The following is a 24063-nucleotide window of genomic DNA, read 5'->3' as shown; positions in this document are numbered from 1 at the left end:
TTTAAACAGTCCTCCTATGTGCCAGCCTTCCACGACTTCAAATACTCCTCCTGCTCCGCGGTCAGCTCGTCAATGGATATACCCATTGACTCTAGTTTCAAGCGCGCGACCATTTTGTCAGCTTCGAGCGGCGGGTTCATGACTGCTGGCTTCAACGCGTGCTTGTTCTCTACAAGGTATTTGGCAGCGATGAACTGGTTGGCGAAGCTCATGTCCATTACCTCGCTTGGGTGTCCTTCAGCCGCGGCCAGGTTTACCAAACGGCCCTCTGCGAGCAGGTAGAGCCTTCTCCCATCCCTCAGCACATACTCCTCGACATTGCTCCTGATAAGCCTCTTCCCCACCGACAGCTTCTCGAGATCCGGTATCCAGACCTCAACGTTGAAGTGGCCTGCGTTAGCAAGTATGGCGCCATCCTTCATGAGCTGGAAATGCTCCCCTCTGATAACTGCCTTGTTGCCCGTGGCCGTGATGAACACGTCCCCGAGAGGGGCTGCCTCAGCCATCTTCATGACTTCGAAGCCGTCGTGGACTGCTTCAAGAGCCCTTATAGGGTCAACCTCGGTTACGATAACCCTCCTAGCCCCCAGCCCCCGGGCTCTCGAGGCAATTCCCTTGCCAACCCATCCATACCCCGCTACCACGACGACCTTGCCAGCCACAAGTATGTTGGTGGCTCTCAGTATTCCGTCGAAAGTGCTCTGCCCTGTCCCATACCTGTTGTCGAACATGTGCTTTGTGTAGGCGTTGTTCACGGCTATCACAGGGTATTTGAGAACCCCTTCCCTCTCCATGGCAACCAGCCTGTTCACACCGGTGGTTGTCTCCTCAGTCCCTCCCACTATTCTCTCGGCTAAACCAGGGTATTCCGAGTGCAGGAGGGCGTGGAGGTCTGCTCCATCATCAAGCACTATGTCCGGCTGGCTCTCGGCAATCTTTCTCAAACACCAGTAGTATTCCTCGGGCGACTGACCCCTCCAAGCGTAAACCCTTACCCCGTACTCGACCAGGGCGGCGGCGACATCATCCTGTGTTGACAACGGGTTGCTCCCGGCTAGTAGTACCTCTTCAGCCCCAGCATCCTTGAAAGCCTTCATCAGGACAGCTGTCTCCTTGGTAACGTGTAGGACTGCGCCGATCCTGAGGTTTTTGAAAGGTTTTTCATCACGGCTTCTCCTACGCAGGAGCACGAGAACAGGCATGTGCTTCTCAGCCCATTCAATCTTGAGGCTTCCCTCGGGCGCGAGGCTTAAATCCTTAACCCTGTAATCCAAGCTCACCACCATCCTAGATAGTGTTAACTAGTAACCGGTGTAATAACCAGGGTGTGGGGAAGAAAATTTAACCCCCGATGAGCCGGAAGCCTAGAATGATCAGGAAGCTGACCAATGGAACCGTTATGTTGTCATCGATCTTGCTGTGTATCTCGAAATGCTCGATAATGCTTGCCACCAGTCCTGCGAAAGCCCCGGGGAGGCCGAGGATGATCTGCCCCACGGGCACTGTTACAACAGCCATTGCAAGGTTGCCGAACCATGACTTATTCCTCCTGTTATACAGCGCGTTCCTCACGATCCCGGTTATCCCGTCGCCGAAGGACATGAATGCTACGGGGACAACGCCGTAAACCCAGTCCCTGAACACGACCCAGGAGGTAATCATTACAGCACCCCACATTATGACGAAGTTCACCTCGTTGATATTGTCGGGATCCTGGAACCAGTAGAGGAGCTTGCCTGTCTTATGCGGGATGTATGTTGCAAGGAATAGGAGGACGAGCATTGGGATAATCGTTAACGGCGTGGTGTACCCGAGAAGGGGGATTAATATTGACACGACGCCGCCGGCTAGGATGTGAATGATCTTCCTGTTATAGTACACGGCCTTGATGTGCGTGGTCCTCTTCTTAATCATCATGTTGTAGGTGAATTTCGTGAGAGGGATTACAACGATCAACACCCATATGAATAAAATAGCAGTATAGATTGACTCCCTGATCAATACCTCTGTAGATAATCCATCCAGCATAAGCCAACCTCTTAACCACTATCTAAAATATTGTTTAGAAGTAAGTAAAATACTTATTTTTATATATTTTCACTGCCTCATTAAATCCTAGCGTTTCCCAAGGTAGTCGAACAAGCTCTTCTTACCCGCTGTTGAAGCAATCTTCTTTAAATCATCCTCCGTGATCCCGAAGTACTCCAGTATTCTCAGCGCTGCAGGCACTACCTGGTGTTCAATATAGTAGTTGACATCCACCAGTCTTGGATCCTTGACGAGGCTGAAGGGCTCAGCTCTCTCCGATATTTTCCCAGCTCCTTTAACTATGACGAACCCTACCTTATCCCCTACATCTATCTTTAACCCTTTCCTCTCAAGCTTTCTCGCAGCAGAGACGTGTGGTGATTCCACATCGTATTCTTCAATCTTCTTGGTAAGGGTTTTCCATATGACCATCTTCTCAAGCGGTATCTTGTACTGCATCAGGTCGGCTATGACTGTTTTCACGTATTCAACAGCCTTGTCCACGTTCTTCTCTCTCAGGAGGATGCTGGTAATGTTCTCCTGCACCTCCTTAGCGAGCTCTGTCCAATCCCCTCTAACAGCCTCGAACCCGACTATATCTACCCTGCCATCCGTGAGCAATCCCGCGTAACGCTTCTTAGCCTCGGTGAAGAAGACTCTCTCATAAATCTTGTCAATCTTTATCTCGAAGCCCAGCTCCTTCTCAACGTACTCCACGAGGTTCTTAACCTTCACAGGGTCGTTCTCAACGAACAAGGAGTCGGTGTCGCCGTATATTACTTTCAAACCCATCTCCCTCGCCCTGTTGATCACTGTTGTGATCATCGTCCTGCCCCAGGCTGTGACAGCTTCAGCGCACTCGCGGCAGTACCACCTGGCCCCGAGCCAGCCCATGTAACCGTATGTCGCGTTAGCCAGGATTTTAACCGCTCTCTGCCTCTCATCAAGCAGCCTGTACTCCATGCTTGTCGGCGGGTATTTCTTCATCTCACTCCTCAACTGCTTTCTCAAGCCGAGGAGCATTGAGAGAACGTTCTTGAAGAAGCCGGGGGGTTCCCTCCTGAAGCAGTGCCCGACCTCGGGTGCTATGTAGTGGCTGGCTATGCTGCACCCGCCTGATCTATCAATGGTGTCAGGGCCCACGTTATACTTGATCATTATGTTAGGGTACATGCTCGTGAAATCCAACACCGCTATGTTCTCATGTATTCCTTTCAAAGGCGTTAACACCACGGCACCCTTGTATGTTTCAGCCTCCTTCTCCTCCCTGTTAGGGATTAGCTCGTTATTCAGCAACGCCTCGTGCATCAGGAACCATTCAAGCCTGTACCCCACGCTCGCAGCCCCAACCTGGTCAAGCGGGAGCCTGGTAATGTTCGATAACTGCATCGCGAACGGGAGGAATTTTTCAGCCAACCCCATCGTCGAGCGGACATCATCCTCGTTGTACTTTAAAAGCAACCCTTTCTTGGAAGGATCGTTCCAGTACTTCGGGAAGTCCACGTAGTCTATTAAAACCCTTGAATCCCTCTTCATCACTCCCAGGTAGTCTGCGACAACGTCGAGGCTTTTGATCTTGATCTCGGGTATCTCATCCGCGAAATCGTAAAGGTCAACGTTCAACCTCCCGGCCACGGAGACGTGCCCGTAAGTGCTTGTCGACGGGGGAGAATCCCTCTTCCTCCCTACATCCAGTCTCAAGCCCAGCGTGCTGGCTCTTTCCAGGAGGTACTGCCAGTCAAACCTGTTGCTATTATACCCTACGACGATGTCCGGGTCGTAGGTCTGGATGAACCTGGCGAACTCCATGATAGCGTTCTTATCGTTGAATCCGTCGGCCAGGAACTGCTTGAAGACTCCGTTACTTGTTAGAACACCTATTATTATGACAGGGTCTCTGTCAGGCTTAGGAGACCCTGTTTCACTGTAGACTTCGATATCGAAAGCCATGATCCTGAGCTCCGGGGTCGACCAGTCCTCGAGAGGCGTGATCTCTCCTTTAACCTCGTACTCCTCCTCAACCCTGTACACCGGGTTCTTACCCCTGGCCTCAACCTCCACCCTGTGCCATCCGCACGGTCTTAAATGATGGTCGAGAATGTATCTCAGGCTGAACCTTATGTCAGCCTCAACAACCTCGGCAACCTCAGGTATCTCCTTAACCTTCTCCCTATACCTTCTAACAGACTCCGGTATCACGGTCGTTATCCTTAAAGCGTTAACGGGTTTACCGTAGAATTTTTTCTCAACAGGCTCAGCCTTTATAATGGGCGAGGATCTCTCTGATAAGCCAATAATCCTTCTCGCAACGGCTTCAGCATTCGCTTTCTCCCGTAAAATAGCGTAAAAGTACGGCCTAAACCCCCTGTCCCTTAAAAGAACCCTCTTACCATCCCTTGTAACACCCCATATTATGATATGGGGTTCCTGGGAAACCACTTCGTAGCTGACGTCCAGCAGGTAGAAATCCAGCAGCATGCGCTTCCCTTTAAAAATAATGTTTAAACAATCTCATAAACATGCTTCGTAAATGTGGTGTGGCTTGAAAATACTTGAGGAGGATTTAAAGAAGGGATGGATTAAAATACTCGTCGAGGACGAGGACGACCTATGGATCCTGTACAACCTCCTGAGCCCAGGGGACATTGTCTACGGGAGGACGAGCCGCGAGGTGAAGCAGGGGGAGGGGGGCTCGAGCAGGAGGGTTTCCATGACCCTGGGCTTGAGAGTGGAGAAGCTTGAGTTCCAGGAGTTCTCTGACAGGCTGAGAGTTAGAGGTATTGTGGTGGAGGGGCCCGAGGAGTTCGGCGTGAAAGGACACTACCACACGATCAACCTCTCCCCCGGCGACGTCCTAGTGGTGTTCAAGGAGAAGTGGTCGGCCAGCGAGCTTGAAGCCTTGAGAAGGAGCTCTGTGAAGAGGAGGAGGGTGATGCTGGTGAATATTGATCATGACGAGGCATGCATAGCCATGTTGACGGAGCAGGGTGTTGTACAGCTCAGCGAGGCCTATGGGAGGTTGCCGGGTAAGATGTACGCTAGCGGGTACGACGGCTTGCTGAGAAACTACTTGGAAGAAGTGTTCATGCTTGTATCAGAGTATGCTTCAAGGGAGAAGGTTGACGCGGTCATTGTTGCCGGCCCAGGCGACCTGAAAAACACGCTTGCCGATCTCATACGCTCAGGGCTGAAGAGTTTACCAGTATATGTGGACTCAACCTCAATAGGGGGTTGCAGCGGCTTAAACGAGCTTCTTCGAAGAGATGTTGTCAAGAAAGCTGTCTCAGAGCTTTCAATCATAAGGGCTCGCGAAGTTTTCGAGGTTTTCAAGAAACTGGTTGTTGAGCAGCCTGAGAGGGTTGCTTACGGGGTTGAAGAAGCCTACTGTGCAGCATTGATGAGCGCTGTAGACAGGCTTGTCGTTGTCTCAGACCTGATTAAGAGCGGTGATGAAGGAGTTAGGAACAGGGTTCTCGAAACCCTTGACAAAGCATTCTCATCGAAAGCAGACGTTTGGATCATACCTGGGAGATCGGATGTTGGCGTTGAAGTAAGCGGTTTCGGAGGCATCATAGCGGTTTTAAGATACCCGTTGCAGAGCAAGACCTGCTAACGCTGGAGAGCCCTCCGCACAATACTGCTCCTTCTCGCAAGCTCCTGTATAGCGTGCTCGAAGGTTTCGTCAGGCTGTAGCACGTGTTTGAGGAAAACCCCTGTCCTCCCAACACTGTCCCTCCTGCTGAGAACCCTAACCCTCTCGAGAACTGTTTCAACACTGATACCGAGCTTCTCGGCTACAACGCTTTCGAAACCTATCACTGGAGATTCTAAGTGCCCGTTAGCAACCGGCTCGATCAACACAAGCTTCTTGTTAACCCCGGGAACCCGCCTATCTCTGGCTAATCCATCCTTGTCGAGCAGTCCCCCAAACCTGTAGAACTCGTACTCGCGGGGCTTCAAATCCGCGAGGGGGAAGCTCACGGTTTTCCTCTCCTCATCATCCAGCACGATGTATGCTTTAGGAGTGTTTGCAGGGGTTGCCATCACAATATACTTCTTCCTGACCTGGAGCCCGCTCAAATCTAGAACATACTCCAGCTTGTACGAGGGTACCGGGTAGGGGATGAAGACGTCTATGTCGCTCCCTTCCCATACATCGCCTCTTGCAACGCTCCCGTGCACCACGGGGTTTAACCCGGTGACGGCTAAGGCTTCAACTATTCTAATAGCTTCCCTTCTCAAACTCCTCAGCAGGCTCCAGTGAGCCTCGTTGTAAACAACCTCCTTGAACTCCGGCGTTTTCTTAACCTTCTCCCTGACCAAGACCCGGGTCCTCTACCCTTCACTGACAATTATTATTTAAAGCACATTTAACAATATTCTACTCTGGTGTGTTTAAATACATGGACGTGTTCGCAACAGCGTTGACCGCGATCCTAGCGCTGTGGCTAGTGCTTAACGCACTGCTCAGGTTTTCGAAAAAGCTTACGGGAAGCAGCAGTGTAGAGTTGAAGTACGGGGTCATCCTCATCCTTAGGAAGAAATCTGCTTTGGAGACGAGCAGGGTTTTCAAAAAGCTGAGCTACGTCTTCACGGGGTTGTTCGCGCTCTCCCTCGGGCTATTCCTATACTTCTCCGTCAACACTGTTGTTTCAAGAGTTGTGAGCAATGCTCCGGGAGCAGTCTTATTGATCCCGGGGGTTAACATAAAGGGTTTGGACATACTCTACTTCATAATCGCTGTAAGCATTGCGGCAATCACTCACGAATACTTCCACGCTAAAACAGCTGTTAGCAACGGCGTGGAGGTTAAGTCCTTCGGATTCATGATAGCATTCATCCTTCCACTAGCCTTTGTCGAAGTCTCAGAGGAGAGGTTTAACCCCTCGCCTTTGAAGGCTAAGACGAGCATTCTAGCAGCAGGCGTTGCAGTAAACTTTATCATCGGGCTGGCCTTCCTAGCCATAATTCTCCTCTCGTCAACACCTGCCCTCTACGTGCTAGGGGTTGAGCAGGGGGGTTTGGCGGAATCCCTGGGGATTTCAAGTGGTGACATACTGCTAACCATTAACGGGACCAGGCTGGCGGGTTTTGAAAGCTTGAGAAGCATTCTCTCAAGCAGTAGCGAGGGCGTGCTTGTTCTAGAGGTTTTGAAGCCTAACGGGGAAGTAGTTGTCAAGCAGTTCTACAAGAACAGCACCCCCGTGAAGCTCGGGGTCAACCTGACCGAGACAAGGGTGCCGGCTGAAGGGTTAGCAAGGCTCCTCGGATACTCATCATCAACAGGGTTGTTGAAAGCGTTCTCATGGATATACCTGGTAAACTTCAACCTAGCATTGATCAACGCCGCCCCCATATTCATAACGGACGGCGGGAGAATAGTCTACGAGGTGCTGGGGAATAAGCTTGGCTTGATCGTTAACAGCATGTGCACCGTAATCCTAGTGCTTATGATAGCCCCTATCCCGTTCTAACCGCTGGAAAAATAGTTAATAATCTCCTGTAATAAAATATTAAAACGCCCGCGGGCCGTGGGGAGGGCCTAGTTTACTGGGCCAGACAACCATGCACGGCGTGGCAGGGCCCTGTCAACCCCCACGTAAGGCAATGACCCCCGCCCCATGGGGCTTGCGGTGGCGGAGCCCTCCCTGGAGGGGGAGGGTGAACCGTCTTAGCCAGGGGAACCCGGCCAGGCCCGGAAGGGAGCAACCTAACCCTGGCCGCAAGCGTTCATGGGTCACCGGGGTTGAGACCTGCGTGGAAGGGCTCTGGCAGGGTCTTCCACGCTGTGCATGGGGCTGCGGCCCGCGGGTTGTTTAATCAATTGTTTAAACACTGATTGAAGGCAGATTAATAAGCGTTGGAGACGTATTTTAATGATCATGGTGGTTGAATGTATAGGGGATTAGTCTCTATTCTACTACTAACCATGTTACTATTCAGCCTAGCGTTAATTCCTCCGAGGGCGGAGTCTGCTGAGCAGAAGATATATCTAGCGCTTGTATGGCATTATCATCAGCCATGGTATTACAGCGTGGACGAGTCCTACTTCACCCTTCCATGGGTTAGGATGCACAGTGTTGGAAACTACTACAAGATGGCCTACATCCTCAGCAAGTACCCGGATGTGAAGGCAACGTTCACGTTCTCAGGCTCACTGTTAGAGATGCTTGTCGACTATGTTGAGAACGGCAAGATGGATATTAGGCAGATCATATCGTGGAAGATTGTCAACGGTACTGTGAACAAGACTGAAGTATTCTCCATGCTGAGAACCCCGGGCGGGTTCTTCGACATAAACTGGAACAGGATTGTCAACGTTATCCCGAGATTCAGCCAGCTCAGGAGCCTTGCCCAGTCAGCCTTCTCAACATGCTCGGCTACAGCGGTGACTGAGCAGGAGCTTGTGGACTGTGTCGTGAACCAGTTCACAGGCGGAAACCTGACTGGTCAGAACGTGGTTGACCTTGCAGTATTGTTCAACCTGTTCTGGATCGATCCTAGTGTTGCAGAGGAGCAGTACCCTGACATCTACCAGTTAATGAACCGTGCAAAACAGTATAGCTCACCAGGGTTTACCGTTGGCGACTTGCAGAGGATTCTCGAGGTTCACGAGGACATGATGTCCAGGATAACCCAGATCTACCGCAACCTCTCCTCAACGGGTCAGGCCGAGCTGATACCTGTACCGTACAGCCACCCGCTAGCACCCATTGTTGTAGACTTCGACTGGTCGGAGGATATTGAAGTACACGTTAACGTTAGCATAGAGCTGTTTAAGAGGCATTTCAACTACACGCCGGTTGGGGCGTGGCCTGCGGAGCAAGCCGTGAACTCCTACGTTGTCGAGGCTTTCAGGAAAGCCGGTATCACATGGACTATCACGGATGAGTCAATACTGGCTAAGACCGGCGTATCAACGAGCGATATAAACAACCTGGGCGTTCCATGGTACATAGACTTCCCATCCGGCAGGATATACGTCTTCTTCAGGAACACGGAGCTGAGCAATCTCTTAAGCTTCCAGTACAGCAACTGGAACCATGTGGACGCGGTTAACGATTTCGTCAACAAGGTCCTGTCATTCAGGAACCAGGCCACGGGGCCGAGGCTCGTGGTGGTAGCGCTCGACGGTGAGAACCCCTGGGAGAACTATGAGAATTTTGGAGACCTGTTCCTGAACACGCTCTACCAGAGGATCACAGAGCTCCAGGGGCAGGGAGTGCTGGAGACTGTTACCCCACGCGAGTTTATAGAGAGATTCCCAGGTACGGCTAAGCAGCTCCCGCTTCAGAACTACCAGTACCTGGACCTCGCCGGTAAGGATATTTCAAACATCCCTCCAGTCGGCTACGGCGATGATTACGGGAACCTCCCAAGGAAGACTGTGCAGGTAAGGCTGCCAGAGGGCTCGTGGTCGGGCGGAGAGCTAACCACTTGGATTGGTGACAGGCAGGAGAACGTGGCTTGGATGTGGCTTGCAAGGGCTAGGAGTAGCATACTGGAGAGGCTGGGATTAGGGAGCTTTAAGCAACTGTATGAGCAGAGGCCTGATATCGCGAAATACTTGTTGAAAGCAGAGGCAAGCGACTGGTGGTGGTGGTACGGTGGGGATGGGGGAGGCTCCCCTGAGACCTTCGACCCGATTTTCAAAGCATACTTGAAAGCAGCGTACGAGCTCGCCGGCCTCACCGTCCCGGACTATCTTAACGTTAAAGCATACCCTGACGGCAGGCCAATAGGCTCGTTGAACACTAATATTCCAAGCCCCGTCAGCACCCCGGTCACTGTTGACGGCGTGTTCGAAAGCCTGTGGTGGAACAGCATATCCAGCGGCGCAGGCTTAAACATTACAGTAGGTTCCACCTATGTTAGGAATGCTCTAATACTGTTCGACCCTGGCAAGCTCTACATAGGCTTCAATGTTTCGGCAACAGGGATAGACCTCGGCAAGCTGGCGGTAGCCGTGTACTTCACATCCTCGAACACATCCCTGTCACCGTTAAACCCCGGCTACAACGTCTACCCGAGGCATACCCCTGTCGACCTGGGAATGTACCTGGTGAGGGAGGTTTTAATCTACCCGGCTAACTCAACGGTGAAGGTTAATGCTGCGAACGGGAACGGCTCATGGATCAGCGTGGGCAACGGCGTGGGGGCTGGCTCAACAAGCTTCGAAGCAGCTGTTCCATGGAACCTGCTGGGAATACCCAGGGGAGAGTACACCTACCTGGTGGTAGCAGTCTACTATGATAACGCGCTGGTTGAGTGGTCTTCAAGGCTTGGCTTAACACATCAGCTACAGGTTCCAATAGAAGCTGTCACAGGAACCATAGTGTTCGAAATGGATGATCCCGTGGGCGACGACGACGGCGCGGGAGGCTACACCTACCCATCCAACCCCGTGTTCGCGCCTGGAGTGTTCGACCTGGTTAAATTCCAGGTTACCGACGCAGGGGACAAGGTAGTGTTCACCATTGCTTTCAGAAACCTGGGCGGTAACCCGTGGGGAGGCCCTAATGGGTGGAGTATGCAGCAGGTGCACATATACGTTCACACAACAATGAGCGGCGGTAAAACCGATACCTACGGTTTAAACGTGAAGATAGCTGAGGAGCACGCATGGCACATGGCCCTCATCGTTGCGCCCGGCTGGGGCTCGGACCCTGTTCCAATCGGCGAGAAAACCGGTATATACTACTATGATAAGGAGTTGCCGACGGCTCAGGGAGGAGACTTCAAAGTGTACGCTGACACAGGCAATAACAGGATCATCGTGGAGATACCTAAGTCAATGCTTTACGATGCCGGCAACATTGATAAGTGGATCTACACGGTCGCGGTTACAAGCCACGATGGCTACTCGCCAAGCAAGATAAGGGCTTTCCAGATCGGCGGCGGAGAATGGGTCGTAGGGGTTCCATCAGACTATGCTCTAGCAGTCCTCAACAACGTCCTACCATACGTGCTCGACCTGCTGGCGGAGACTAAGGAGGACCAGTACAGCATGCTCCGGAGCTACAGTGTTGAAGCCAAGACCCTCGCCACTGTGAGAGGTGTTGGAGCAGTCGTGCAGCCTACGGAGACAACTACAACCACCACGACTACTGAAACAGAAACCACGACAACCACTGAGACAACAACCCCCACTACAACCACGACCGCCCCGACAACTACAATAACGTCTCCAGCCACAACCACGGAGCCAACCACCCCGGCACAGCCCTTCGATTACACCTTAATCATCATCGTAGTGGTCGTGTTAATAGTGGTAGGATTGACAGCCTTCCTGTTCATGAGGAGGAGGCCTTAGGAAATAATTTTTTTCCTTGAAAACACATTAATTTTCTTAGGGTGTGACGATACTTGGCACGTGTAAGGCTTGAGAAGGTTGTTAAAAAATACGGCAAGGTAGTAGCGGTTGACCGCGTAGACCTCGACATTAGGGATGGGGAATTCTTCTCCCTCCTAGGCCCCTCGGGCTGCGGGAAAACCACGACCCTGAGGCTTATAGCAGGCTTAGAATTCCCTGACGAGGGGTTCATCTACATTGACGACAGGGTTGTCAACGATGTCCATCCCAAGGACAGGGATATAGCAATGGTTTTCCAAAACTACGCTCTCTACCCTCACATGACGGTTTTCGAGAACATAGCCTTCCCGCTTGAATCGCGCAGGAAAGCACTCAACCTGTCGAAGGATGAGATTAAAAAGAGAGTGTTGGAAATCGCTAAATTCCTGGGTATTGAGGAGTTGCTTGACAGGTATCCCTCCCAGCTGAGCGGGGGTCAGCAGCAAAGGGTTGCACTGGCAAGAGCCCTTGTGAGGAAGCCGAAGGTTTGGCTGCTTGACGAGCCCTTGAGCAACCTGGACGCTAAGCTTAGGGTGCTGATGAGGGGTGAGCTGAAGAGGCTTCAAAAGCAGCTCGGGATAACCACGATATACGTGACTCATGACCAGGTTGAGGCTATGGGGATGGCTGACAGGATAGCGGTAATGAACAAGGGGAGGGTTGCCCAGGTTGGAACACCGGATGAGCTATACTCCAGGCCCGCGGACACTTTCGTCGCAACCTTCATAGGCTCCCCGCCCATGAACCTTATCCAGTGCACTGTTGTTGAGAAGCAGCCTCTAGAGTATGTTGTCCCCCTTGAGCTCGAGGGTGGAGTCATGGGGAGCGGCAGGGTTTCCACAAGCATTGTCCTAGAGTGCAGGGAAGGGTTGAACATCCCGCTCGACCCCTCCCTTGGATCCAAGCTTCTCGGCGAGGGAGAGTCCGAGGTCTACCTGGGTGTGAGGCCGGAGGATACGCTGGTTTTCAAGGAGGCTAGGAGCGGCCTCGGTGTTTTGAAAACAAGGGTTGAGGTTGTTGAGCCGCTGGGTTCTGAAACCATATTGAACATTAAGATGGGCGAGGACTTGTTGAAGATTAGGCAACCAGCAGGCCTGGCCTTCCAGCCTGGAGAGGAGGTTTACCTGGAGTTTAACCTGAGGAAGGCGTTACTGTTCAGCAGGAAGAGCGGCAGGCTCCTGGCTTAACTGTTTTCTAACCCTTGACAGCTCCCATCCTGTATGCTTCCCCAATGTATTTCTGAGCGAATATGTAGACCAGTATGACGGGTATAGCGTAGATTAAGGCTAGGGCTGCGAACAGCGACGGGGCCTGCTCACCTCTTGGACCTATTGCTGTCTGGAAAATATATGCTCCAAGAGTCTGTATTCTCAGAAGGTTAGCCACGAAGAACTCGCCCCAGGCCCCCATGAAGGAGAAGAGTGTTATAATTACCATGGCGCTTCTCGAAGCAGGCAGGACGATTTTGAAGACGATTTGACTCCAGCTAGCGCCGTCTATGAAGGCTGCCTCATCCAGCTCCTTGGGGAGGTTGTCGAAGTATGTTTTTATAAGCCAGGTTTGAAACGGCACAGCTCCTGAGGCATATATGAATGGTAGAACCCACATGTTGAATATTGGTATACCCCACGAGTTGAGGATTACTAGGAACATGAACAAGGCTATCACAGCTATGATCCCGAAGCCTCCTCCAACCTGGCTGAGTATAAGGTAGACGTATAGGAGTGTGTCTTTCCCGAAGAATTTAAACCTTGAGAAGCTGTAGGCTGCAGGCGTGATCACGGCTACGGATATCAGGATCGTTAAGAACGATATTATGGCGCTGTTTATCAGCGCGTTGTAGAAGAGAGGGTCCTGGAAAGCCCTCAGGTAGTTTTCAAAAGTCATCCCGTACTCGAAAACCTGGGTTAGGCTTGTCAGAATAATGCCTTTCTCAGGCGTTATAGACTGTATTACAATGAATAGTACAGGGTACAGCATAGCGAACAGTACTGTAAACCCCATGACTGTCGCAAAGATTTTCAAAACCGATTTACCAAGGCTGAAGCCCATTTCACCGCCCACCTCTCAGCTTCTTCGAGGAGATAAACCATATGGTAACGTAGACTAATAGTATCATGACTATAACAAGGTATGTTGCAGCAGCATACCCGTAGTCCTTGTCTATCGACACCCTGTTGTAGCCGAACAGTATGAGGAACTCGTTAACGTTTCCTGAGCGTGTTCCAAGACCTGGGATTGAAATGGTTTTAGTTGGGCCTCCTGCGTTGAGTAGGAGGGGAACCATGAATGCTTGTAGAGAAGCTCCCGTCGTAAGTATTGTAGCAAACATCAAGGGCTTCGAGATGAGGGGTAGTACAACCCTTCTCAGCCTTGTGAAGGTTGAGGCCCCGTCTATGTACGATGCTTCCACAAGGTCTTTGGAAACCCCTGCGAGAGCCCCCATGGTAACCGTCATTATGAACGGGTATGCAAGCCAGGTTTCGAACAAGTTGTAGACGAGGAACGCGTCCCACTCGTAGTTATAAATGTCTAATCCAAGCATCCTCCCGAGCTGGCCGTTCGGGTTGAACAGGAACCTCCACGTCAATCCTGAGAGAAGGATTGGGATCGCCCAGGGCGCGAGTATTAAGCCTCTCAACACCTTGCGCCCCCAAACCAGCGGTGAGGAGTAGAGGAATGCTAGCGCTACCCCGGCTAGGAGTTTGAGAGGCACGCTTGTAGCCACGAAAACAGCTGTCTTGTACAGGGAGTAGACGAACCTGGGGTCCGTGAAAAGTTTTTGAAAGTTCTCAAGCCCTATAAACCTCATTGTCAACCTGTTTCGCTCGTTTATCAGGCTCTGGGAAACCGTGTCGAAGTAGCCTTGTAGATCACTGCTCATCCCTATGAAGTACTCCTCTGCTGAACGTATCAAGCGGATTGCTGAGTCAATCCTGCTCAACAACTCCTCCCTGCCCATCACGATGTACTGGGAAGAGAGCTGGGATACCGAGGAGTATATCACGCTAAGGTTGTTAACGGCTTCCGAAGAGATTAAGGGTCTCGTCGGCTGGAAACCTATCTCGGTACAGTTGAACGTTTTCTGAACCTGCTCAGGTATAAGCCTGAGTCCTTGAGCTGTGACATATATGGCCGAGGCGTTGAACATAACGTACAAGTCTGTGGTGTGATCCTCTGACTCCTCGACAGCCTGTTTGAAAGCAATCAACTCGTTCTCAAGCTCTCTCAAAGTATTGGTGACTCTTTCAACAACTGCTTCAGCCCTGGTTGACAGGTTCTCCTGTGTTGTAATTGCTTCAATACATGCTAACGTGTTGTCTATTTCTTTCAAAACATCAGGGTTTGGGAGAAGGTTTTCCTCAGTAGCGTTTGTGAACGCTATGCCAATGGAGAAGAAAAGAGGCCAAATACTGAAGAAAACGTAGAGAATGATGCTCGCTAAGGCAAGCGCGACTCCGATACGTGAAGGGTATAAAATCTTTTTAACGCTCATGGGAAAACCCCTTCTAAACAATCAATATGGTTCTCAAAGGGATTTGCGGGAAAAAAGAAGTGTAGGATATAACTATCACCTGCCCATGCTCTGCATTATGGTTGCATATGCCTCGTCGAGCTGCGGATCCACAACAGCGATAGCAGCCTGAATAGCCTCCTCGACAGTCTTACCCTCCGCTAAGGCATTAGTGTACTCGCCGATTATAGCGTTCAGGTTGGTGCCGATTCCCCACACCTTGTCCATCTTGGGGTCTTTAGGCATTGGCGAGCTCCTCAGGACCTGCTGCATGAAACCGTATACTACAGGGTACTGGGACTTGTTGTTGACGACGTACTGTATTACTGATTGTTTAACAGGTACGTAACCGTTCTGCTCGACAAGTATTTTCAACGCGTTATCGTTCAGAGCCATGTACAGTATGAAAAGGACGCTCGCGTAGGTTCTTTGAACGCCTCCGGAGTTAGCTAGGATTGTGAGGTAGAGGTTTCTGAAACCGCTGAACGGTTTCGGAACGTTGTTGCCTATGTTTGGAATAGGTACTACTTCAATATTGTTCAGCCCAATAGCGTTCTTAATTGAGGGCAGGGCCCATGGGCCAGTTATTATCATAGGTGTTTTACCTGTGAGGAAGTTGTTCAGCTGGTTGTTAAAGCCGAGGTCCGAGGTGTCTAGGTATGGTAGGACGTTTTGAATGTAGAATTTAACACCATCTTTCGTCCCAGTAGAGTTAACACCGACGGATCCCGTTTCCTCATCATAGTAGTATCCGCCGAACGCGGTGATGAACGGGTAGAGGTGGTAGGGGTCAAACTGGTAGGATAGTCCGTATTTGCCTGCACTAGGATTGTGGAACTGCTGCATGATATTCTTCATTTCATCGAAAGTGGTTGGCGGATTGGGAACCAACTGCTTGTTAACAATGAGGGCGATTGCCTCACCCGCGTAGGGGAGTCCATACGTCTTAAGCTTATAGGTAACTGCGGACATCGCTAAGGGCTGTATAGCCGGGGCGATATCGTTGATAATTGCTTCTGTTCCAATAAATGTTTCAAGATCCAGTATCCATCCCTTATCAGCGAAGGAGCCTATCCAGTCGTGAGCCCATGTGAAAACATCAGGCGCCTGGCCTATGAAGCTCTCCCTCTGCTCCGGCGGGAGCGCCGCTATCGCAGAAATCTGTGTTTTCAACGCATCCATGCTGGAGTAGGGTATTGGAACAACGTTGATGCCAGGGTATTCCTGCTTGAACATGTCGATTACTTGCTGGAATGCGTTGAACTCGTCCTGGGATAATGCGTGACCGAAGTATATTGTAACGGAGATGCTTCCATCCTTGGCTGCGTCGACGAATGCTTTGAAGTTGGCTGGAACAGTGATTGACAAATCACCGATTAATATCACGTTGCCTGCAGGGGGCGGGGTTGTTGTACCTGTTCCCGTAGGGGTTGTAGTGGTTTCTGTTCCGGTCGGCGTGGTAGTGGGGGTTGTTGTCTGAGTTGTTGTGGTTTGCTGTGCTCCTATTTGCTGAGAAATAAGATATGCTCCGGCAATGGCCGCTACCGCCACGATTAAAACTATAATCACAGCTTGGATCTTCGTTAGAGCTTTACTCAAGGGTTTCACCTTCAATTAAACTATTCTACCGTGGTTCTAAAAAACTTTTTCAAAGACGATTTAACTTTTTGTTTCAAGCAACATGTTGTTTCATACTGGTTTTTAAACATCAATAACAATATTAATATCCAAGGGTGTTTCCGATGCTTGAGGTAAAGGATCTCGTCGTCGAGGTTTCCGAGCGGAGAGTTGTCAACGGCGTCAGCTTCAAGGTTGACTCCGGCGAGCTGGTTGTGATAATGGGCCCTAACGGTAGCGGTAAGAGTAGCCTGGCCTACGCTGTCATGGGTCACCCCCAGTATAAGGTTGTCTCCGGTAGCGTGATAATAGACGGGGTTGACTACACCTCCAGGCCGACTCACGAGCGCGCGCTAGCAGGGCTCTTCCTAGCTTTTCAAAACCCTGTTGAAATCCCTGGTGTAAACCTCTTCATGCTTCTCAGGAGTGTTTTAAACAAGAAGATGGGGAGGATGGATATTTCAGAGTATGTTGAAGGATTGGAGAAGAGGGTTAGGAATGAGGCTGTTCTAATAGGGTTGAAGGAGGAGTTGCTTGAAAGGGATTTAAACCTTGGTTTCAGCGGGGGAGAGAAGAAGAGGTCGGAGATCCTGCAGGCACGGGTGATCAGGCCTAAGTACATTATTCTCGACGAGCCTGACAGCGGCCTCGATGTTGACGGTGTCAGGAGCGTTGCCGACTACATTAAGGAAGCGCTGTCCGCAGGCTCCTCCATAATACTGATCACACACTACCCCAGGGTCATAGAGTATGTTTCCCCAAGCAGGGTTTACGTTATGCACCGGGGCAGGTTCGTTGCTGAAGGAGGCTTGGAGCTTATCGACAAGATCAACAGGGAGGGCTATAGGTGGCTGGAGGCTGTGAGCGTTGAGGGTGCTGGAACTTGACGAGCAAGTCTATCTCGAGGGGGTGTTTTACCCGAAAGAGGTTGAGTTAAGGGGGAAGATTTCCAGGGGTCTGGTCGAGGAGATTTCGAGGCTTAAGAAGGAGCCTGAGTGGATGACCCGCCACAGGCTGAGGGCTCTCGAGTATTTTGAAAAAGCCCCCATGCCGAAATGGATGACGGGTGTTTGGAGCATAGATCTCGATGAAATATCATCCTACTATGTTAAGCCTGCTCACGCTAAGGTTGAGAAATGGGAGGACCTCCCCGAGGAGATTAGGAGGATTTACGAGAAGCTCAACCTCCCCGAGACCTATGCGAAATATCTTGCAGGCTTGACAACAGTGCTTGACAGTGAGAGCGTTTACACAGCGATGAAGGATTTGCTGAAAGACCTGGGAGTCGTCATGGTCCCGATGGAGGAGGCTGTTCGGAAATACCCCGACCTTGTTAAACAATACTTTGGAAGGGTCTTCCCCTACACGGATCACAAGTTCGCAGCCCTCCACCACGCCTTGTGGAGCGGCGGGGTTTTCGTGTACGTGCCTAGGAACGTTAAAATACCTTATCCTGTTGAAGCATTCTTCTTCATTGGAAGCGAGCTAGAGGGTCAGTTTGAACACACTGTCGTGGTAACAGATGTGAACAGCGAGATAACCTTCATCGAAGGTTGTAGCGCGCCGAGGCTTAAAACCTTCAGCTTCCACGACGGCATGGTTGAGCTTTACGCTCACGAAGGGTCGAAGCTCAGCTTCGTAACCGTTCAAAACTGGAGCAGGGATATTGTCAACTTCAACAATAAGAGAGGGATTGCTGAGAAAAACTCGGTTATTGAGTGGATAGAGGGAAGCATTGGGAGCAAGATAACAATAACCTATCCTTCAACCATCCTGAAGGGAGAGTACGCTAAGACTAACAGCACGGTTGTAGGGATTGCCAACGGGCCGTTCATCAAGGATACTGGTTCGAAAATAGTTCACGCAGCCCCTTACACGTCAAGTAGGGTGGTCTCCAAGAGCATTAGCGCTAAGCGCGGGGTTAACATATACAGGGGTATGGTGCAGGTTAACAAGGGTGCTAGAGGGTCTAAAAGCTTCGTCCAGTGTGAGAGCCTGATCCTGGATGAGGAGAGCAAGAGCTACACATACCCTATAATACACGCTTACGAGAACGATGCTGACATAGCCCACGAGGCAACAACCGCTAGGATTAGCGAGGACCAGTTATTTTACCTGAAGTCTAGAGGTCTCTCCGAGAGGGAAGCGTTATCGCTCATGATACTTGGCTTCATAAGGGATGTATTCCCGAGACTCCCATTCGAATATGTTTCAATGCTTACAAAAGTTATCCAACTAGAGTTCAGCGAGATGGGTGGTGTGGGTTGAGCATCACGGAGCTGCTTAGGGAAGGGTTCCAGAAGCACGGAGACTCGCCAACAGTGAAGCACTACACTGACTGGAGTGTTTTCAAGAATGTTTTAGAGAAGCTCGTCAACAACGAGGTAGGGTTGGATAAGAAGCTAGTGGTTGAAACATCGGGCAATGCTCGAGTAGAAGGCCTCGGCGAGATAAGGCTTTACGAGCTCAACTCAGCCCTCCCGAAATACCACATGATCTTGAACAGCGAAGCAGTCCTCGCCGGCTTCCACGGGGGAAGGGGCTTTATCAAAGTGGAGCCAGCAGTTGAGACAGGCGTGAGTGTTGGAAACCTTATAGCGAGGATTGATTCACCCGGCACGCTCGTGTTAAAGGTTGTGAACAAAGTGTCGAATGGCTTATTGCTGCTGGGGTTGAATATCAACGTAGCCGACGGTGTTGAAGCCAACGTAGTCGTGGATTTAGAGGAAGCCTCTGAGTCTGCTTCAAGCGTCAACTTCAGAGTGGAGACCGGGAGTGGATCGGTCGGCAATATTGTCTTCCTGGTTAACCCGGGGAGGATGATGAGGATTGAGGGCTTGTTCAAGCCCGGCGGCAACTCCTTCACGCTTGTGAGATTAACCGGTGTTTTAAACGAGAACAGCAGGATTGACGCTGTGCTCGACGGGCTTGTCGACGGTTTAAACACCACGCTAAACCTTTACTCAACACTCTACATGAGCAAGCATTCAGCAGGTAGTGTGCGAGGCAGGGGGACGATATCGCCTAAAGCCTCAGAGGCCAGGCTGGTGTACGGGTTTGAATCAATCCTTGAGGAGAAGGCTGTAGCGTACATGCAACCGTTTCTAGAGGTTAACAGTAACAGGGTGTTGGAGGCTAGGCACTACGCTAGAAACTACCTGGTCACACAGGACAAGCTCTTCTACCTGGCTACGAGAGGGCTGAGCTTCGAGGAGGCTAAGAACATTGTGCTGACAGGGTTGTTAACCAGTTTAATGCCGGAGGAGCTTAGGAGCTACTGCTACGGTGAAATAAAGAGGAGGATGAAGGGTTTTCCAAGGGCTAGATCCTAACCCCGATTACCTTCCTAGCCTCATCTATAAGCCATATTAAGAGCGAGGCGGCAAGCCCGTAAACCCACATGCTCAGAGGTAGCGGGGTAGTGTAGAATACCTGGTTCAGCGGCGTGTAGATGGTGACAACATGGAGCATTAGTGACGTGGCTAGCGCTGGGATAAGCCACTTGTTAAACCTTATCCTCCACACAGGCTTGTTCTCACTCCTCGATGCTAAAGCCCTGCCGAACTCTGAGAGCACTATTGTCGTGAAAGCAGCTGTCTGAGCCATTAACAGTGTTTGAGAATTCATAGTGTAAGCTAGTATTGTGAAACCGGATATGAGTGCTCCGAACAAGACGTAGTACAGGATTTTCCTCTTAGTTATCAACCCTCCTCTGTACTCTGAAGGAGGCTTCTCCATAATGCCTGGCTCAGCCGGCTCAAGGCCTAGGGCTACTGCGGGGAGAGCGTCAGTGACAACGTTGACCCATAGCAGATGGATGGGTCTCAGCGGGGGCGGAAGGTACAGTAGTTCAGCGCCGAAAACAGTGCCTACCTCGCCCATGTTGGCTGTTAGCAAGTAGTTTATAGGCTTCTTCAAATTATCGAATATCACCCTGCCCTCCTTAACCGCTTCAACAATTGTGGAGTAGTTGTCGTCCAGGAGGATGAGCTGTGAAGCCTCCTTAGCGACATCCGTCCCCCTTATCCCCATCGCCACGCCTACGTCAGCGAGCTTTAAAGCCGGGGCGTCGTTAACACCATCCCCTGTCATAGCGACCTTGTAGCCTTTAGCTTTCAACGCTTTAACAATCCTTGCCTTGTGCTCGGGCGTGACCCTTGCGTAAACGTTTATCTTGTCAACTACTCTGGCAAGCTCCTCATCGCTCATCCTGTCCAGCTCCCTCCCCTCCAGGACTGTTTCCTCACTGGCTTCCAAGCCAATCATCCTGGCTACAGCGATAGCTGTTAGCTTATGGTCTCCTGTAACCATGATTGTTTTAATACCAGCCTTGCTCGCTGTTTTCAAAGCCTCCACAACCTCTTCCCGCGGCGGATCTATTATCCCTAGGATAGCGTAGAAGACGAGGCTTGTTTCAACCTGTGATACATCGTAATCCTCGCTGAAGCTATCCATCCACTTGTACGCAACCCCGAAAGTCCTGTAGCCCTGTGAAGCCAGTTTCTCAATCTCCGCTGACAAGGCCTCCTTCACCTCTCTCGTCAACTCCTCCTCACCGCTACCCCGTACTTTGGTTGAAACATCGAGCAGGAGCTCCGGGGCCCCGGTTGACACAACCAGGTATTTACCCCCTACCTGGTGAACCGTTGTCTTCCTCTTCCTGAACCTGTCGAAGGGGTATGTTTTCACCAACGGGTATTTCTCAACAGCTTTCCTAACACCCTCCTCACCCAGGGCCTTGTACGAGAGCACTAAGGCTGCTCCCTCAGTGGGAGAGCCCTTCACCCTCCACGAGGAGCTATCCCTGGTTAAGGCAACGTCAACGCTTGTGTGCGCGGCTAGGATCTCGTACAGGAATGAATCATCCCGGGGATCGCCTGGATTGCACACCACTCTTCCAAGAGGCTCATAACCTGCCCCTTCAACCGTGCAGTGCTTTCCAATCATCTTCACTATCTTAACCGTCATCTCTCCCTTGGTGATTGTCCCTGTTTTATCGCTACATATAACGTCCACAGCGCCCAGGGTTTCAACAGCCCCAAGCCTCCTCACCAGTGCTTTCTTCTTCGCCATCCTATACGCCCCTATGGCGAGCAGGGCTGTGGCTATTGCAGGGAGGCCTTCAGGAATTGCCGCAACAGCTAGGGCTACTGAAACCATGAAGGCTTCTACAACTCCCAGATACCCCTCTATCAAGGATGTCACGAAGACCACGGCCGCTATCCCCAGTATTATCAACCCTATCTTCTTCCCGAAAGAGTCAAGCTCCTGTTCTAGAAGAGTCTTCTCCTCCTTAGCCTCAGCAATAGCCTTGGCAATCCTCCCTATCTCTGTCGAGGAGCCTGTTGAGACTACTACAGCCCTCCCCTTCCCTCCGACAACATAGGTTCCTCTGAAAACCATGTTCCTCCTATCGCTCACAGGGGTTTCCGGGGGGAGCAATGATTCAGAATCCTTCTCCACCGGTGTCGACTCACCGGTTAAAGGGGACTCGTCGACGAGGAGGTCTGCTGACTCAATAATCCTTGCGTCAGCAGGAACCTTATCCCCTTCCTTGACAATGAGGATGTCCCCTGGGACAAGCTGTGAAGCAGGTATTTCGGTTAAAACACCATTCCTCAGCACAGTGCAGTAGGGGACTGCCATGGATTTTAATGCTTCAACAGCTTTCTCAGCCTTGTACTCCTGGATGAAGCCCATCACTCCCATTATGATCACAATGGTGATGATGGCTGCAGCGTCCACGATCTCTCCGAGAGCAGCCGAGATCACGGTGGCTATTAAGAGTATTATGATGAGGAAGTTGGAGAACTGGTGTAGCAGGAGGAAGACCGGGTGCTTCTTCTTAACAATTATCTCGTTAGGCCCGTACTGGGTCAGCCTCCTGGAAGCTTCCTCGCTGGAGAGACCTGTCTCCGGGTTAACGTTGAGTTGTGCCAGGGCTTCCTCAGGCTTCATTGAGTGCCATGGCTTGCTCAATGCTTAAACCCCCTTGTAAACAATCAACGAGTGAAGCGCATAATATATTTAACCTGGTAGAATCCTGGAGCGTGTTACATGTTGTTGTGTTGAAGCATTAAATCATCCGTGCCAGGGTGAGAAGGAGCAGGGTTGTTGAAAGCGTTAGCACGGCCGCGGGCACCGTGTACTTGTACACCTTGTGGATAGGTGTGTTGAAGTGTTTCGCAGACATAACCAGGCATGCGTGCGCGGGGGAGAGCATTGCTCCTAGGAATCCTCCAAGGAATGCAAGGGTTGTATAGTACCATGTTGCTGTTAGCAGGGTTTTCAAAGCAGGGAAGCCTAGCGCTACGAACGTGAACTCGAAACCAGTGGCTATGACTATTGAGAATGGAACGGTGAAAACTGCAAGGGCACCGTAGCCTGCTAGGCGCTGAGCTAAGGTATCCGCCAGCCCGCTCGCCCTTATAGCGTTGCCGAAGACGAGGGAGACTATTATCAAGCCTATTAGGGTTGGGTCGAGAGACTTCTTAACCGATTGCTTAACCACTTCTCCGCCGGGACGGTATAGTAGCAGGAATAACACCACCACTGTTGAGAGGGCCAGGTAGAGCGGTAGGTTGAGGGTTATGGAGAGGAACGCTATCAACGGGAAGGGCCAGAGGTGGATCAGCCCTTTCAACCTGTACTTCCCGCCAGCGTTGACAACGCTGTTCCTGGAGATGTAGGCGAAAAATACGATCCCGGCTAGTGCTGAAGAAGCCATTATAAACCATGTCCTAGCGAAGATCTCACTATAGGTTAGCCCGAGTAATGCGGAAGCTAGTATGATGTTCTGGTAGAGAGGCCATGTTGAAACCCATATGTGTCTAAACCAGTAGTTGAGAAAGGTTTTCTCCTCCCCGTTGAAACCAGCCTTTGAGTAGACCGGGTCGATCATTGTGGCTGAAACATACGCGCCAGCAGGCATCGGTAGCAACCCTATCGCAGCGGGCACGCCTATTGAAGCAGTCCTCCAGCCGAGGGATTCGAAAGACTCAACCATCTCCCTTGAAGCCCTTGTGCTCCTGTAAAGGTTTGCAAGAACCATTGCAAGGGTTAGAGATACCACGGTGTTAACCATTGTAGCGTTGAAAGACTCAGCCACCACGTTGAAAACGCTCAAACCCAGCAACGGGATAGAGTAAACCAGGAAAGCAGTAGTTATTGCTAACGCAATATTAACTCTCCTCAACACAAGAACTATAGCCAAGCACACTGAAACCGCGAACACAACCACAGGGTCCAACGCAAGCATCAATCAACAACCGCCTTCCACAACCATCCATCTCTAATAAAACCCAGGCTTAAAGAATTCTAACACATAGGCAAACAGGCGAAACCAAATCATCAATGAAACCCCTAATACCAATACTGCCGAAAAGCTGTCGGTAGCGAAAGGCGGAGTTACATTTCGTCAATATCATCCTTGAACCTTGGCTATGAGCCTTGCATTCTCAGGGTGTTGCATAAAGTGTCGTCTAATGCAATGAAAATGGTTAGATTGTCACGGTGTTTTTATCTGTACGTCTTGCAGTGCTAGATACGCCAG

General features: G+C 50.9%; 16 protein-coding genes and 1 other RNA gene. 8 read left to right on the top strand and 9 right to left on the bottom strand.

What is annotated here, in order from left to right; all coding sequences use genetic code 11:
* Positions 1 to 14: 14 nt before the first annotated feature.
* From IMZ38_RS00980 to IMZ38_RS00970, 3 genes are all read right to left on the bottom strand, one after another.
* Positions 15 to 1274 (bottom strand): adenosylhomocysteinase, encoded by a 1260-nt coding sequence (locus IMZ38_RS00980; RefSeq protein WP_193436860.1) that lies wholly within the window; start codon positions 1272 to 1274, stop codon positions 15 to 17.
* A 67-nt stretch (positions 1275 to 1341) separates the two neighbouring features.
* Complete coding sequence (locus IMZ38_RS00975) at positions 1342 to 2028, bottom strand: diacylglycerol/polyprenol kinase family protein (protein WP_193436346.1); 687 nt, start codon at positions 2026 to 2028, stop codon at positions 1342 to 1344.
* 87 nt (positions 2029 to 2115) lie between these two features.
* Complete coding sequence (locus IMZ38_RS00970) at positions 2116 to 4506, bottom strand: DNA-directed DNA polymerase (RefSeq protein ID WP_193436345.1); 2391 nt, start codon at positions 4504 to 4506, stop codon at positions 2116 to 2118.
* A gap of 64 nt (positions 4507 to 4570) precedes the next feature.
* On the opposite strand from IMZ38_RS00970, the gene IMZ38_RS00965 reads away from it, so the two are divergent.
* Positions 4571 to 5641: an mRNA surveillance protein pelota gene (locus tag IMZ38_RS00965; RefSeq protein ID WP_193436859.1), complete on the top strand. Its 1071-nt coding sequence runs from the start codon at positions 4571 to 4573 to the stop codon at positions 5639 to 5641.
* Here IMZ38_RS00965 and IMZ38_RS00960 read toward each other — a convergent pair.
* Complete coding sequence (locus tag IMZ38_RS00960) at positions 5638 to 6351, bottom strand: nucleotidyltransferase domain-containing protein (RefSeq protein ID WP_193436344.1); 714 nt, start codon at positions 6349 to 6351, stop codon at positions 5638 to 5640. The two genes, IMZ38_RS00965 and IMZ38_RS00960, sit on opposite strands and share 4 nt — an antisense overlap.
* A 68-nt stretch (positions 6352 to 6419) precedes the next feature.
* Here IMZ38_RS00960 and IMZ38_RS00955 point away from each other — a divergent pair, with 68 nt between their 5' ends.
* The 4 genes from IMZ38_RS00955 to IMZ38_RS00940 all read left to right on the top strand — a co-directional run bounded on the left by IMZ38_RS00955 (position 6420) and on the right by IMZ38_RS00940 (position 12567).
* A complete protein-coding gene (locus IMZ38_RS00955) occupies positions 6420 to 7502 on the top strand; it encodes a site-2 protease family protein (RefSeq protein WP_193436343.1) in 1083 nt (360 codons plus the stop codon).
* A 52-nt stretch (positions 7503 to 7554) separates the two neighbouring features.
* Positions 7555 to 7835: signal recognition particle sRNA (gene ffs / locus IMZ38_RS00950), an RNA gene on the top strand.
* An 86-nt stretch (positions 7836 to 7921) separates the two neighbouring features.
* The gene (locus IMZ38_RS00945; protein ID WP_193436342.1) at positions 7922 to 11341 is read left to right on the top strand and encodes a glucodextranase DOMON-like domain-containing protein; all 3420 of its coding nucleotides are present in this window, start codon (positions 7922 to 7924) and stop codon (positions 11339 to 11341) included.
* A 53-nt stretch (positions 11342 to 11394) separates the two neighbouring features.
* Positions 11395 to 12567, top strand: coding sequence for an ABC transporter ATP-binding protein (locus tag IMZ38_RS00940; protein ID WP_193436341.1), 1173 nt, complete (start codon positions 11395 to 11397; stop codon positions 12565 to 12567).
* Between the two features lie 7 nt (positions 12568 to 12574).
* Here IMZ38_RS00940 and IMZ38_RS00935 read toward each other — a convergent pair whose 3' ends face one another.
* From IMZ38_RS00935 to IMZ38_RS00925, 3 genes are all read right to left on the bottom strand, one after another.
* On the bottom strand, positions 12575 to 13432 hold the full coding sequence (locus IMZ38_RS00935; RefSeq protein WP_193436340.1) for an ABC transporter permease subunit: 858 nt from the start codon (positions 13430 to 13432) through the stop codon (positions 12575 to 12577).
* Between the two features lies 1 nt (position 13433).
* On the bottom strand, positions 13434 to 14876 hold the full coding sequence (locus IMZ38_RS00930; protein ID WP_193436339.1) for an ABC transporter permease subunit: 1443 nt from the start codon (positions 14874 to 14876) through the stop codon (positions 13434 to 13436).
* A gap of 75 nt (positions 14877 to 14951) precedes the next feature.
* Positions 14952 to 16493, bottom strand: a complete 1542-nt coding sequence (locus IMZ38_RS00925; RefSeq protein ID WP_193436338.1) for an extracellular solute-binding protein — start codon at positions 16491 to 16493, stop codon at positions 14952 to 14954.
* A 143-nt stretch (positions 16494 to 16636) separates the two neighbouring features.
* Between IMZ38_RS00925 and sufC the strand changes: the two genes are divergently transcribed.
* The 3 genes from sufC to IMZ38_RS00910 are packed head-to-tail and all read left to right on the top strand — an operon-like array spanning position 16637 to position 19843.
* On the top strand, positions 16637 to 17398 hold the full coding sequence (sufC, locus tag IMZ38_RS00920) for a Fe-S cluster assembly ATPase SufC (protein WP_193436337.1): 762 nt from the start codon (positions 16637 to 16639) through the stop codon (positions 17396 to 17398).
* A complete protein-coding gene (sufB, locus tag IMZ38_RS00915; protein WP_193436336.1) occupies positions 17379 to 18779 on the top strand; it encodes a Fe-S cluster assembly protein SufB in 1401 nt (466 codons plus the stop codon). Before sufC ends, sufB begins: the two co-directional genes overlap by 20 nt.
* Positions 18776 to 19843 (top strand): SufD family Fe-S cluster assembly protein, encoded by a 1068-nt coding sequence (locus IMZ38_RS00910; RefSeq protein ID WP_193436335.1) that lies wholly within the window; start codon positions 18776 to 18778, stop codon positions 19841 to 19843. The genes sufB and IMZ38_RS00910 overlap by 4 nt, the downstream gene beginning before the upstream one ends.
* On the opposite strand, the gene IMZ38_RS00905 is transcribed toward IMZ38_RS00910, so the two are convergent.
* Both IMZ38_RS00905 and IMZ38_RS00900 read right to left on the bottom strand, forming a co-directional pair.
* On the bottom strand, positions 19833 to 22490 hold the full coding sequence (locus tag IMZ38_RS00905) for a cation-translocating P-type ATPase (RefSeq protein ID WP_227410886.1): 2658 nt from the start codon (positions 22488 to 22490) through the stop codon (positions 19833 to 19835). The two genes, IMZ38_RS00910 and IMZ38_RS00905, sit on opposite strands and share 11 nt — an antisense overlap.
* 97 nt (positions 22491 to 22587) lie before the next feature.
* Positions 22588 to 23769, bottom strand: coding sequence for a DUF401 family protein (locus IMZ38_RS00900; RefSeq protein WP_193436334.1), 1182 nt, complete (start codon positions 23767 to 23769; stop codon positions 22588 to 22590).
* Positions 23770 to 24063: the final 294 nt, after the last annotated feature.

It is taken from the genome of Thermosphaera aggregans (assembly GCF_014962245.1).
GTDB lineage: Archaea > Thermoproteota > Thermoprotei_A > Sulfolobales > Desulfurococcaceae > Thermosphaera > Thermosphaera chiliense.
Note: the sequence above shows the minus strand (reverse complement) of the source record. Positions and strands in the feature narration are given on the sequence as shown.

Bases quoted from the DNA above. Each gene is read 5' to 3' on its own strand.
- IMZ38_RS00975 (WP_193436346.1), bottom strand. From the start codon at position 2,028: ATGCTGGATGGATTATCTACAGAGGTATTGATCAGGGAGTCAATCTAT.
- IMZ38_RS00970 (WP_193436345.1), bottom strand. From the start codon at position 4,506: ATGCTGCTGGATTTCTACCTGCTGGACGTCAGCTACGAAGTGGTTTCC.
- IMZ38_RS00945 (WP_193436342.1), top strand. From the start codon at position 7,922: ATGTATAGGGGATTAGTCTCTATTCTACTACTAACCATGTTACTATTC.
- IMZ38_RS00935 (WP_193436340.1), bottom strand. From the start codon at position 13,432: ATGGGCTTCAGCCTTGGTAAATCGGTTTTGAAAATCTTTGCGACAGTC.
- IMZ38_RS00930 (WP_193436339.1), bottom strand. From the start codon at position 14,876: ATGAGCGTTAAAAAGATTTTATACCCTTCACGTATCGGAGTCGCGCTT.
- sufC (WP_193436337.1), top strand. From the start codon at position 16,637: ATGCTTGAGGTAAAGGATCTCGTCGTCGAGGTTTCCGAGCGGAGAGTT.
- IMZ38_RS00900 (WP_193436334.1), bottom strand. From the start codon at position 23,769: ATGCTTGCGTTGGACCCTGTGGTTGTGTTCGCGGTTTCAGTGTGCTTG.